A 14,174-nucleotide genomic window follows, 5' to 3' on the forward strand; every position below is an offset into this window, starting at 1 on the left:
CGATTTCGTCAATATGGAATTAAAAAGAGTGGTAGTAACAGGTCTTGGCGCCATTACTCCCGTTGGTAATAGTGTTTCCGAATTTTGGGAAAGCATTGTGAACGGGGTTAGTGGAGCAGGGCCTATTACTCATTTTGACGCGTCGTTATTCAAGACCCAATTCGCGTGCGAAGTGAAAAACTTCGATGCAACGAAATACATAGATCGCAAAGAAGCAAGAAAGATGGATTTGTATACTCAATATGCCATCGTTGTTGCTAAAGAAGCGGTAAACGATTCCGGTCTTGATATCGAGAAAGAAGATTTGAACAAAATCGGTGTTATTTTTGGCGCCGGTATTGGTGGTATACATACATTTGAAGAAGAGGTAGGTAACTACTACACTCGTCAGGAAATGGGTCCGAAGTTTAATCCGTTCTTCATTCCAAAGATGATTTCGGATATTGCAGCCGGACAAATTTCTATCATGTATGGTTTCCATGGCCCTAACTACGCGACTTGTTCAGCATGTGCAACTTCAACCAATGCCATTGCAGATGCTTTCAACCTGATTCGTTTGGGTAAAGCAAATGTAATTGTATCCGGTGGTTCGGAAGCAGCTATCTTCCCGGCAGGTGTAGGCGGTTTCAACGCTATGCACGCCTTGTCAACACGCAACGATGAAGCTGCAAAAGCTTCACGTCCGTTTAGCGCAAGCCGCGATGGTTTCGTGATGGGCGAAGGTGGCGGTTGCTTGATTCTGGAAGAGCTGGAACACGCTAAAGCCCGTGGTGCAAAAATTTATGCAGAAGTTGCCGGTGTAGGTATGTCTGCTGATGCACATCACTTGACTGCTTCTCATCCGGAAGGTCTGGGAGCAAAATTGGTGATGAAAAATGCACTTGAAGATGCGGAAATGGATCCGAAAGAAGTAGATTACATCAACGTACATGGTACATCTACTCCGGTTGGTGATATTTCAGAAGCCAAAGCAATCAAGGAAATATTCGGTGATCATGCGTTCGAGTTGAACATCAGCTCAACCAAATCAATGACAGGTCACTTGCTGGGAGCTGCCGGTGCGGTAGAATCTATTGTAAGTATCCTTGCCATCAAGAACGATATTGTTCCTCCGACTATCAACCACGAAGAAGGTGACAACGACGAGAATATTGACTATAACCTTAATTTCACGTTCAACAAAGCACAGAAACGCGAAGTTAATGTTGCCCTGTCCAACACATTCGGATTTGGCGGTCACAATGCGTGCGTTATCTTCAAGAAATACGCAGAGTAATATCGTGTTACGTGACAAAATAAATAAGATAAGGCTCTTGTTCCGTAAGAATAGAGAGTCTTATCTTTGTTTTTACCGGATACTCGGGTTCTACCCACACAACATTCAGCTTTATGAGCAGGCCCTTCTGCACAAATCGACTTCTATCCGCTCCGACAAAGGACGTCCCCTCAACAATGAACGGCTGGAATTTCTAGGCGACGCCATCCTTGACGCCATTGTGGGAGATATTGTCTACAAACGTTTCGAAGGGAAACGGGAAGGTTTCCTAACCAATACACGTTCCAAGATTGTACAACGGGAAACATTGAACAAATTGGCTGTTGAAATCGGTTTGGACAAGCTCATCAAGTATTCTACCCGCTCCTCCTCTCATAACAGCTATATGTACGGAAATGCTTTTGAAGCATTTATCGGAGCTATTTATCTGGATCAGGGATATGAACGTTGTAAGCAGTTTATGGAGCAACGGATCATCAACCACTATATCGATCTGGAGAAAATATCCCGAAAAGAGGTCAATTTCAAATCCAAGCTCATCGAGTGGAGCCAAAAAAATAAGATGGAGGTTTCCTTTGAATTAATTGAGCAGTTTTTCGACCCTGAAAGCAACCCGGTATTCCAAACTGAAGTACGCATCGAAGGAGTTCCGGCAGGAACGGGTACGGGGTATTCCAAGAAAGAATCTCAACAGAATGCTGCCCAAATGGCTATAAAGAAGGTAAAAGAACCTGCATTTATGTCAACCATCGAAGAGATCAAAGCACAACATTCTGCAACGGTTACTGAAACGGAAACAGAAATGGAGGTTAAACCTGCAGAAACTCCGGAAACTAACCAAAGCAAATCCCCATACGACGCCCCTGAACCACCAAATCGTGATCTTCAGTGACTAACTTCAGCTTTCCTGCAACTTCTTCAAGAGGGATAGATGCTATATCATCCCCTTTTAAAGTCACCATACGACCGAATTGACCATTAGCAATCAATTCTGTTGCATGCCCGCCCATACGGGTAGAAAGATTACGGTCGAAAGGAGTAGGTGAACCGCCACGCTGAATATACCCCAAAACAGTTTCACGGGTTTCTATGCCGGTTTCATATTCAATTTCCTGTGCGATATATTCTGCAGCACGTTTACGCCCATCTGTCTGAATACCTTCTGCTACCACTACAATAGAATAGGGTTTGCCTTTCTTTAGTCTTCCTAGAATCGTATTGCCGATATTCTTAATGTCATAAGCGATTTCAGGAACGAGAATCACATCCCCTCCTCCTGCCATACCGGAATACAAAGCAATCCAACCCGCTTTATGCCCCATCACTTCAATCACCATCACCCTTTTGTGCGAACTTGCGGTGGAGTGTAAACGGTCAATAGCATCGGTAGCAATACTCACCGCCGAATCGAAGCCAAAAGAAATGTCTGTGCCCCAAATATCGTTATCAATAGTCTTGGGAACAGACACGATATTAACTCCCATTGCAGCAAACTTGGCCGCAGTCTTCTGTGTCCCATTTCCACCGATACAAACAACACAATCCAGTCCCATCTCCCGGATATTCTGAGAGATTAAAGACGGTTTGTCAACATCCGAGACAACCCCTCCTTTCTTGAAAGGCTTCTCACGGGAAGTTCCTAATACCGTTCCACCCAAATTCAGCAGGCCGGAAAGCGACTTATCTGTAATAGATTCGACATCCTTAGTCAACAAGCCCTGAAAACCGCTGTGAATGCCTATTACTTCCATCCCATAATAATTGATAGCAGTCTTACACACGCCACGAATGGTGGCATTGATACCGGGACAGTCCCCGCCGGATGTTAAGATTCCAATTCTCATTGCGCATTTTTTAGTCTAAAACTCAGGTATTCTATGAAAGTCATCCATTTTTAACGATTATTTCCGTCGTAAAGATAGAAAAAAAAGATAAATAAGTTACTTTTGCACGACTAAACATTATTATGTTAAAGCAGAAATGAATATTACAAAAATTATTAGCAAGACTTTCGATTCCCGTTTAAAACAGATAGACCTCTATGCAAGTCAGGCTAGTGAGATACAACATCGTGTGTTAAGCCGGTTAACACATCAGGCCGCCCAAACAGAATGGGGGAGAAAGTACGATTATTCCTCTATTCGTAACTATGAAGATTTCCGCAAACGTGTTCCTATCCAGACATACGAAGAAATCAAACCTTATGTAGAACGTTTGCGAGCCGGGGAGCAGAATCTGCTTTGGCCATCGGAGATACGCTGGTTTGCCAAATCATCCGGAACGACTAATGATAAAAGTAAATTCCTTCCCGTCAGCAAAGAGTCACTGGAAGATATTCATTACAGAGGGGGAAAAGATGCGGTAGCTCTTTATTTCCGCATCAATCCGAATAGCCATTTTTTCTCTGGCAAGGGATTGATTCTTGGAGGTAGCCATAGCCCGAACCTCAACTCCAACCATAGTTTGGTAGGAGATTTATCCGCTATTCTGATTCAAAATGTGAATCCGCTTATCAATTTCATTCGTGTACCCAGCAAGAAAATTGCATTGATGAGCGAATGGGAAACTAAAATTGAAGCAATCACCAACAGTACTATTCCGGTAAATGTGACAAGCTTGTCCGGTGTACCTTCATGGATGCTGGTGCTTATCAAACGGGTTCTTGAGAAAACAGGGAAACAGACTTTGGAAGAAGTATGGCCCAATCTGGAAGTATTTTTCCACGGTGGAGTGGCTTTCACTCCTTATCGTGAGCAATATAAGCAGGTGATTCAAACACCGAAGATGCATTATGTAGAGACTTATAATGCTTCGGAAGGATATTTCGGAACTCAAAACGATCTTTCCGATCCTGCCATGTTATTAATGATTGACTACGGAATTTTCTACGAATTTGTTCCGTTAGAGGAAGTGGGTAAAGAAAATCCACGGGCTTACTGTCTTGAAGAAGTCGAGCTCAACAAGAACTATGCAATGGTTATTTCTACTTCTTGCGGTTTATGGAGATACATGATTGGTGATACGGTGAAGTTTACCAGAAAGAATCCCTATAAGTTTATCATCACAGGAAGAACGAAGCATTTCATCAACGCATTTGGTGAAGAGCTGATTGTCGATAACGCTGAAAAAGGATTGGCAAAGGCTTGTTCCGAAACCGGAGCACAAATTAGTGAATACACCGCGGCACCTGTGTTTATGGATGAGAATGCAAAATGTCGGCACCAGTGGTTAATTGAGTTCGCTAAGATGCCGGATTCAGTAGAAAGATTTGCAGCGATACTTGATGCCAGACTGAAAGAGGTTAACTCCGATTATGAGGCCAAACGTTGGAAAGACATAGCTTTACAACCGCTAGAAGTGATCGTTGCCCGTGAGGGATTATTCCATGATTGGCTAGCACAGAAAGGAAAGCTGGGAGGACAACATAAAGTCCCCAGATTAAGTAATACGCGCGAATATATAGAAACAATGTTAGCGCTGAATAATAGTATTCCTTCGAAAGAACAACCCCAACCAAGACATCACTGACACCAGTTTTCTTTATAACAAAGATTACTTGTACAAGGAGAATATTCGAAACACCTCTCTTAATTCTTTCAGGCACGGATTATACGAATTAACACGGAAAGAAAATAAACTTTATTCATGTAATTCGTATCATTCGTGCCTAAATGATATCAGCTAATTACCGGGCGTTGGCAATGATTCCTCCTCCCAATAATAAACCGTCTTTATAGAATGCGGCAGCCTGTCCCGGAGCAATGGCAGTTAAAGGCTCGTGAAGTTGCACATGTAGTAAATGATCCGGTGTAATGGTAATCGTACCGTGGTTTTCCTGTTTGCGATACCGTATTTTCACAATGACGTCAGGATGCCCCAAAGTACGCTCCGGATTAACAAGATTCCAGTCTACCAACCACATTTCTGTTTTCTCCAAAGCTGAAAGAGAAGCCAATACGACTTCATTCTTTTCTGGATTAATCTCTTTCACAAATATAGGACGGTTTAAATGAATGCCCAAGCCACGTCTTTGTCCAATGGTATAAAAGGGATATCCCTCATGCCAGGCAATAAAATCGCCCTTCTCATCGACAAATCTTCCTCGTTTTATTTGATTGAGTCTTACCTGATTGCCTCCAACCAATCTCTGACAATCTTCAACCCATGATTGACTCTCCTCCAGCATCTGCCCTTCCCTTGCCAATGCCTCACCATTTTGAGCCAACCGTTTTTTCAGAAAAGTCCGATAGTCCATTGGACAAAAACAAACGCCTATACTGTCCTTCTTGGTTGCTACCTTATGGAACCCATGTTCGGCAGCCCAAGCACGGGCTTCCACTTTTGTAATATTTCCCATTGGCAACAACATCCGACAAAGAATATCTTGTTTCAACCCCCATAGAAAAAAGGTTTGATCCTTATCCGAATCAGCAGCATAAGTGATGTAAAAGGTATTATTCAGTTGTATATTCTGTGCATAGTGACCGGTAGCAATATAGAAAACGCCCATTTCATCGGCAATTTTAGCAAGCAAAGGCCATTTTAAGTAATTATTACACAATGTACAAGGGACTGGAGTCCGCCCTGCCAAATACTCCTGCACAAAATATTCAATAATCCGCTTACTGAATATTTCACGGGCATCGTATGTTATATGCCGTATTCCTAACCGTTCTGCCAGATTACGGGCATCTTCCAGATACTCTGTCGAACCATCCAATTCATAAAAACGAAAGGTTACTCCGATTACTTCATAACCGGCGTCCAGCAATCGCATAGCAGCCACAGAACTATCTGTACCACCGCTCATTCCAAGTAATACTCGTTTGTTTTCCTCCATCATGCTGCAAATTTAAGTATTTTCCCGTATCTTTGTCTATTAAATCCACAAAGAGAATGAAAGAGAGACCAACTAACGGACAAGTCATAATCGTTTTCACAGAGCATCCTATACTCGGAATATTGCTGATGCCCTATATTGCTAAAAAACTGGACAATGGAACCTTACAGTTGGTAGAACAAGCATTTCACGCCTCTCCCGAAGTGATGAGCAAGATGAGTGAGGCAGAAAGACAAGCGATCAAAATTGCTTCCTTTTATACAGAGAAATATTTAATGAGCGTTTATTCCCGTGAAAAGAACGTAGCACACTTTCTACACAAACTATCCGAGGATCCCAAGCGGATGTCGGGCTATGTCCGCCCGTTCATCGAGAAAAAGCTATGGGAAATGCTAGCATTAATCCGGGAACACAGACTGCCCTTTTTTCAGAAACAAGCCGGCAGCAAAATACTGTATACCCATCATGCCTATCAGATACACTCTCACGACGTCAGGATTCATTTCTCCTTTTACGCTGACAGCCACATTTTCCGCTATCAATTGCAAGCCAGCTACGAAGGGGAACCATTATCCCTCTGCAAGCAGAAACCTGTTGTGATGCTAACTTCCACACCGGTCACTTTACTACTAGGTATGCATTTATACTTCTTCCCACATATCGAGAGCATAAGACTTCTGCCTTTTACCAAAAGGGAATCCATCAGTGTGGATATCACCCAATTGGAAAAATACATAGACAATATTGTTATTCCGATAGCCCGTTATCATGAAATTGACATCAAAGGAATCGACATCAAAGAAGAGAAACGAGCATGCGAGATAATGCTGTCAACCGAAGATACCATCTATAACCAAAAATTATTGCGTCTAGGTTTCCGCTACGGAGATCAAACGTTTGCTCCCGACAATACAAACAATGTAAAAAGAATCTTTTATCGAGCTCCCTCCGGACAAATTGCGTTTTTCCAACGGGATATCGCTTCCGAAAAGAAAGTATTCCGCTATCTGACCGATGCAGGATTGCAATCTGTTAGTGATATACACTTTAAGCTATCGCCCCATGCAACCGAAAAAAACATATTCGAATGGATTCATCGTCACCGACAAATGTTACAGTCCGACTTTCAACTGACTCTTCAAATAGGAAATCACCCGTATTGTTCGGATGAAATACGCATTGAACAAAGCTATGACAACGGAGTTGACTGGTTCGAGCTACATATTACCGTTATCATCGGTGACTTACACATCCCTTTCTCACACTTCCGCAAACATATTCTCGAAGAAAAAAGAGAATATCTGCTGCCTGACGGACGCCTCATTCTTCTACCGGAAGAATGGTTCAGCAAATATGCTGATTTGCTCACCATGGGAGTCGCAACCGAAAAGGGAATCCGATTGAAACATACATTCATAGGTGCCGTACAGACAGTTCTGAATGACTTTAAAGATAAAAATTGCCCGAATATCAGCCCAATAAAAACAATTCCTGTACCGAAAAAGCTAAAAGCGACTTTGCGTCCTTATCAACAGAAAGGATTCTCATGGATGGTTCATCTGCGCGAGCAGAAATTCGGTGGTTGCTTGACTGACGATATGGGACTGGGGAAAACACTCCAGACACTTACTCTACTACAATATGTGTACGATGCAACCGACCCTGAAGAAGAAAACGAACCGACAGAAAAGGAGACATTTGCTATCTGCTCCTTGTCCGGACAGACGAACAAAGAACAGATAATCGAATCTGACGGACAACTTACTTTGTTTTCATCCTTTTCGGAAGACGGATTGTTACCACCAACGAATCAAATAAGAAAAAGAAATGTCACTCACATGACTTCCTCACCGACACAGAAAAAAAGTCGGAAACCCGCAACATTGATTATCGTCCCGACCTCACTGCTACACAACTGGAAACGGGAAACACGACACTTCACAACTCTTTCAATAGCAGAATATAACAGTACAACAGCCATTAATAATAAGCATCCGGAAAGATTTTTCGAACGTTTTCATCTGATATTCACCACGTATGGCATGATGCGGAACAACATTGATGTTCTCCGTACTTACTTGTTCGAATACATCATACTCGATGAAAGCCAAAATATCAAAAATAGTGAATCGCTCACCTTCCGGTCGGCAATTCAACTGCAAGGCAAATATCGGCTTGCACTTACAGGCACTCCTATAGAGAACTCACTAAAGGATCTATGGGCTCAATTTCACTTTATTCAACCAGATTTACTAGGCACAGAAAACTCTTTCCAAAAACAGTTCGCCATGCCAATCCGTCAGGGAAACACCCGCATAGAAAACCAATTGCAACAACTGATTGCCCCATTTATCCTCCGTAGAAGCAAGAAAGAAGTGGCTCCGGAACTTCCTGAACTTACCGAAGAGACAATCTACTGCGGTATGACCGAAGAGCAAAAAACTTGTTATGAGCATGAGAAAAACAGTCTGCGCAACAGCCTTCTTCAACAGCCTCAACATACTGACTGCCTCCATTCGTTTAGTGTATTAAATGGTATTTTACGTTTACGACAACTATCTTGCCACCCACAGCTTATCCTTCCCGACTATACCGGAACATCCGGAAAAACGGCACAGATAATCGAAACATTCGATACGTTACAGAGTGAAGGCCACAAGGTTTTAATTTTCTCTTCATTCGTAAGACATCTGGAGATACTGGCCGAAGCTTTCCACGAACAGGGTTGGAAATATGCCTTATTAACAGGAGCGACCCACAATCGTCCTTCCGAAATCGCCCATTTCACCGAACAAAAGGATGTCCAAGCATTCCTGATCTCACTAAAAGCAGGAGGTGTGGGACTTAATCTGACTCAAGCCGACTATGTATTTATCATAGACCCTTGGTGGAACCCCGCCGCCGAATCGCAAGCAATCGCCCGCGCCCATCGCATCGGGCAAGACAAACAAGTGATTGCTTACCGCTTCATTACTCAAAACAGTATCGAAGAAAAGATTCTTCATCTGCAAGATGAGAAACGGAAACTGGCGGAAACATTTGTTGCCGATAGTGAACCATTGCCTATGTTAAGCAACGAACAATGGGCAGACCTGCTCTAATAATATATAAAGCCACAATCTATCACAGAGCTGTGTAAAATGTATGATTTCACCGTATTCCTGAATTTTTTTATCCATATACTCTTATTTTATCCGGTTATCTTTGCGACTGTGAAAATTATAAATAACCCGAAATAATAAATGTATGAAAAACAGGAGCATTACCTACTTATTTCTATTTGGTATTTGCAGCATGTTGGCAATCATGCAATCGTGCAAAAAAACAGATGATCTGGAAGCAGACATCAATTCTCTAAAAGACCGTGTCGCTGCTTTGGAAAAAGCAACGGAAGGACTGAATACTTCATTTGCCAGTCTGCAAACCCTTATGCAGAAAAACAAAATCATTATCGGAATTACTCCCACGAAGGATGGTCTGGGATATTTGCTGGAACTTAGTGACGGAACAAGCATTAAAGTTATGGAAAGTGAAGTAGTACAGACGTCTGTCCCTGAGTTTTCCGTGGATAAAGAAGGTTATTGGATATATAAAACAAGTAGTGACACCGATTTCAAATACCTACCAGGAGCCGATGGAGAGAAAGTATCAGCATGGCCACGTGATGAAGAAGGCAATGTGGTGGCAACTCCGTTAATCAACGTATCTTCCGATGGATATTGGCAAGTAAGCTACGATAATGGACAAACGTACACAAGCTTAGGAACTAAAGCCGAAGGAGGAAGTCAGGGAGGAACCAGTATATTCAGTAAAGTAGAATATAATGAAGCAAACCATACTTTCTCATTCACATTGTCCGATGGAGGAAAAACATATACTTTTCCGGTAGATGACACCTTTGGACTGATCATTTATGGTCTCAATGACGCCAACAGCAAACAAGCTGTACAGGTTTTCGCCCCCAATGAGAACCATAAGGAATATAAAGTAGAACAGAATGACGTACAGCAAGCCGTTGTTCAAGCTCCTAAAGGATGGAATGTTCTTTTGTCCGAGAATTTATTAACGATCACACCGCAAGCAACTGTGACAAAGGATGTGGAAGAAACCATTAAAATTGTACTGACTTCATCCAAGAATTATATCCGTATTGTATCTATTGAAGTTAAACAACTTTCCAGCGAAGCCGGAGCAGAAGCCTGGCGGCAGTTTGTCAACGCTGACCAACAGAATGTGTTATTAGACTTTTCATACGCCGGATATAAGTATGGTGAAATGGCTCCTCCCGAAACAGAAACGCTAACAGCGCAAGGATATAAAGTATACGATGTTACAGATCCTAAATATGGAGCGATCCCCAACGATGGTAAATCTGACAGAGCAGCTTTTATGAAGGTCTTGGAAGAGATAGCGAATCAAACAAAACAAGAAGACAACAAGATGACAGACCGGTATATCAAGGAAAATGCCAAAGCTATTATCTACTTTCCTGAAGGAAATTATATCCTGCAAGATGAAGAGTCTAAAAACCGTAAGATTCGTATATCAATGAGTGATATCGTTTTAAAGGGAGCAGGAAGAAACAAAACAACCCTCGAAATGACAGTTGCAAACAGATCTCCTAAACCCACCGAAGAGATGTGGAATGCTCCTGTCATGATGGAGTTCAAACACAATACGGGATTAGGAAATCCTGTCGGTACCATCACCGAAGATGCTCCGATAGGCAGCAAAACCATAACGGCTAGTTTAACAGGAGTAAGCGGAGGTAGCTGGGTATGTCTTGTATTGGAGAATACGGATGACAATGTGATTAACTCCGAATTATATCCACACAAATGGAAAGATATTAAGATACAGCAAGGCGGTACTCCCAATATCAAGACAAAAGGGATTCAGATATACGAATATCATCAGATTGAGAAAATCAGCGGTAACAATGTTACCCTCAAAGAGCCGATCATGCACGCCATCCATAAAGACTGGGGATGGAAAGTACACAAGTTTGCAAACTATGCCAATGTTGGTATAGAAGACCTTACCTTCAAAGGACATGCTAAAGAGAAGTTTATTCATCACGGCTCTGACATTGACGATGGTGGTTTTAAGCTCATCGATTTTGTGCGTCTGACCAATTCATGGATACGCCGGGTTAATTTTGAAAGTGTCAGTGAGGCCATGTCAATCACCAGTTCTGCCAACTGTTCTGCTTACGACATCACTATCGGCGGCAATCGTGGACATGCTTCTATCCGTTCACAGGCCTCTTCCCGTATTTTTATTGGAAAAGTAACAGAAAACAGCAATGGTTACATACTTAGAAAAGGAGAAGGTGAAGGCACATTGATGGAATATAAGACGAACGTTGGACAATATCACGCTTGCGGCGTTTCAAAGCAAAGTATGGGTGCTGTTATATGGAATGTCAGATGGGGGGACGACTCTTGCTTTGAATCACATGCCACACAGCCACGTGCAACATTAATTGACTGCTGTTCCGGTGGTTTCATGCATTGGAGACAAGGAGGAGACTCTGCCCAAATGCCTAATCACATGGAGAATCTGACCCTATGGAATTTCTGCGCAACAAATGCACAAACAGATCAGGACATCGATACTGGAGGTAAATTTATCTGGTGGGATGGTAATGGCTTTTGGTGGAAATTTATGCCTCCTATCATTGTCGGTTTCCACGGAAGTCCTTTAAATTTTGATGAGACTCAAATGAAGCGACTCGAAAGCAACGGAACCGCTGTGGAACCATATTCACTCTATGAGGCTCAATTACGTAAACGTTTGGGATATGTTCCTTCCTGGCTATCCTCTTTAAAATAAAAACTTTAAAACAATATAATCATGAAAAAAGTATGGAGTATGTTCATGTTATTGGCTGTATGCCTGGTAGCATGTACCAACATTGACGATTTGGAAGATGATGTAGACGCACTGAAAAAGCGTGTTACCGCACTCGAGACACAAGTACGTGATATAAATAGTAATACAGAAGCTCTTCGCGAACTCTATAATGAAGGAACGTTTATTACTAATATAGAAGAGAAGTCAGATTCCTACATACTCACCTTGAGCAATGGAAAGACAGTAAATCTATATATGAAGAACGATAACAATCTGTTATGTCCTATCATCGGTATCGATTCAGAAGGCTACTGGACTGTTCTTTATAACAAAAATGAAACTCCGGAACGTCTGACTGTAAACGGACAACCGGTGAAAGCTAATGGAGAGAGTGGCAAGACTCCTACATTCGGTGTAGATAGTGAAGGTTACTGGCAGGTCAGTTATGACGAAGGAAAGAATTACAGTTATATATACAAAGAAGGAACTACTGACAAAGTCAGTGCAACCGGTGCCGGCTCTGATCCGGCAGAAGACAAAAACTTCCAGAGTGTAACAGTAGCAAACAACGAACTGGTCTTAGTACTTGCAGGTGAGGATGCTCCAACCATACGTATCCCTATCGTTCGTGATTTCGAATGTAGCTTTGCAGCCGAAGATTTAAAACAAGTACAAGAGTTTTCTGCAGGTGAAGTGAAAGAGTTTACCATGACCGTGAGAGGAGTAGAAAATACAATGATTACTGCTCCGGAAGGATGGAATGCTACATTCTCTAAGGAAGCTGGGAAAGAAAACGTATTAGTTGTGACTGCCCCTGCATCAGGTACTGTCCCTGCAAGTGCAAAGATGACAACTCGTGCAACAGCCGATAACGGTGCGGATATTGCGGTATTGGCAACAAGTGGAAAGTATGCTATGATTGCAAAGATTCAGGTTAGTATCAAGAATCGTACGGATTATAAGGCTGATTTTGATAATGGTAAAAACATTACGATCGGCGGAATCACCATCAACAACCAAATTTATTCAGATGCTGACATACAAGTATTGGATGCAACAGATGCTGATGTAGCACTTGACAACTACTTTAATGCCACAATGAGCAAACCTGTAATATTGTTCCTCACAGGTACAGCGCACCATTTTACCACAACCGGAGTAAAATCAATCAGTAATGATGTTATAATCATCGGTCAATATGGTGACGAGCAAGTAACACTCCATCCTGCAAATTGCTGGAAATCATGCAAAGGGAAACTGCTTTTCAAGAATTTGAAAATAGACTTAAGTAACATCAATGGAGTCGGTAACAATACTGGTTACTTCATAAACAATGCCGGTGTTGCCAGCAGTGGAGATTTCACAGACATACGCTTTGACAACTGTATGATTACCAACGTATTGAAATCCATTTATTACGATGCAGCACAAGCGAAATACTTTGGTATAAACAACATCTCTATTCAAGACTCCCGCATTGAGGTCAACGCAATAAAAATTGCCTTGATAAATATATATAAAGGTTTCAATTTAGGTGATTATAAAACTTTCAGCTTCAAAAACAATATGGTGTATAGCCAGAATCCTCAAGAAGGCGTACAAATATTAAATTGGGTTACCGGTAACACTCCCAAATCTGATGGTGTACTTTCTGCCGAGATTATAAATAATACTTTTGTCAACATAATAGGTAGTAATATATTCTTCAGATACCAAAAAGGAACATCGTTAACTATAAGCAAGAATATCTTTGACGTAAGTCCAAATGCAGAATTTGGTTCCTACTTTTATTCTTTCTTAGAAAGTTGTACGCCTCAGATAGATGTCACCGATAATATCGTATATGGATTAACCAAGAATTGGAATTATTATCCTACAAATTCCCAAGTTAAAGAACCGGCAAGCAATAATATAACCAAGCACGCAACAGCTCCTATCACTCAATATGATTATGCAAATGGTGTATTTACATTAGCTAGCGATGTAGCCGGCTATGGAGCAACAATCAAATAAGTTCTCTTTTGCCAGTTTAATAATAAGGGGGTGTCCGAAAAGGGTACCCCCTTTTATTTATCTGAATATGAGAACCTAATATCATCCTTCACCACAAATCCGTTCTGTACATCCTGAATTTGTTTTTGTCTCTTTTTCTTTCCTCCACCTCAAATGTCATATCATCAATCAAGAAATCAGAAACAGGAG

General features: G+C 41.8%; 8 protein-coding genes. 6 read left to right on the forward strand and 2 right to left on the reverse strand.

Annotation, left to right across the window (positions count from 1 at the left end; all coding sequences use genetic code 11):
• The first annotated feature begins 13 nt into the window (after positions 1-13).
• Complete coding sequence (fabF, locus tag AB9N12_RS06665) at positions 14-1,276, forward strand: beta-ketoacyl-ACP synthase II (protein ID WP_369890782.1); 1,263 nt, start codon at positions 14-16, stop codon at positions 1,274-1,276.
• Positions 1,242-2,168 carry a ribonuclease III gene (rnc, locus tag AB9N12_RS06670; RefSeq protein WP_369890784.1) on the forward strand — a complete coding sequence of 309 codons (927 nt, stop codon included), beginning with the start codon at positions 1,242-1,244 and terminating at the stop codon, positions 2,166-2,168. Before fabF ends, rnc begins: the two co-directional genes overlap by 35 nt.
• On the opposite strand, the gene AB9N12_RS06675 is transcribed toward rnc, so the two are convergent.
• Complete coding sequence (locus AB9N12_RS06675; protein ID WP_369890786.1) at positions 2,110-3,120, reverse strand: ATP-dependent 6-phosphofructokinase; 1,011 nt, start codon at positions 3,118-3,120, stop codon at positions 2,110-2,112. The two genes, rnc and AB9N12_RS06675, sit on opposite strands and share 59 nt — an antisense overlap.
• A 136-nt stretch (positions 3,121-3,256) precedes the next feature.
• Here AB9N12_RS06675 and AB9N12_RS06680 point away from each other — a divergent pair, with 136 nt between their 5' ends.
• Entirely contained in the window at positions 3,257-4,804 is a 1,548-nt protein-coding gene (locus tag AB9N12_RS06680; protein ID WP_369890789.1) for a GH3 auxin-responsive promoter family protein, read from the forward strand.
• Between the two features lie 157 nt (positions 4,805-4,961).
• Here the strand turns inward: AB9N12_RS06680 and mnmA are convergent, their stop codons facing one another.
• Positions 4,962-6,119, reverse strand: a complete 1,158-nt coding sequence (gene mnmA, locus AB9N12_RS06685; protein WP_369890790.1) for a tRNA 2-thiouridine(34) synthase MnmA — start codon at positions 6,117-6,119, stop codon at positions 4,962-4,964.
• Between the two features lie 53 nt (positions 6,120-6,172).
• Between mnmA and AB9N12_RS06690 the strand changes: the two genes are divergently transcribed.
• From AB9N12_RS06690 to AB9N12_RS06700, 3 genes are all read left to right on the forward strand, one after another.
• Positions 6,173-9,217, forward strand: coding sequence for a DEAD/DEAH box helicase (locus tag AB9N12_RS06690; protein WP_369890792.1), 3,045 nt, complete (start codon positions 6,173-6,175; stop codon positions 9,215-9,217).
• Between the two features lie 145 nt (positions 9,218-9,362).
• On the forward strand, positions 9,363-11,951 hold the full coding sequence (locus AB9N12_RS06695; RefSeq protein WP_369890795.1) for a DUF4955 domain-containing protein: 2,589 nt from the start codon (positions 9,363-9,365) through the stop codon (positions 11,949-11,951).
• Positions 11,952-11,972: 21 nt separating this feature from the next.
• Positions 11,973-13,985 carry a PL29 family lyase N-terminal domain-containing protein gene (locus tag AB9N12_RS06700; protein WP_369890797.1) on the forward strand — a complete coding sequence of 671 codons (2,013 nt, stop codon included), beginning with the start codon at positions 11,973-11,975 and terminating at the stop codon, positions 13,983-13,985.
• Positions 13,986-14,174 lie beyond the last annotated feature (189 nt).

The sequence above is a fragment of the Bacteroides sp. AN502(2024) genome, from assembly GCF_041227145.1.
GTDB lineage: Bacteria > Bacteroidota > Bacteroidia > Bacteroidales > Bacteroidaceae > Bacteroides.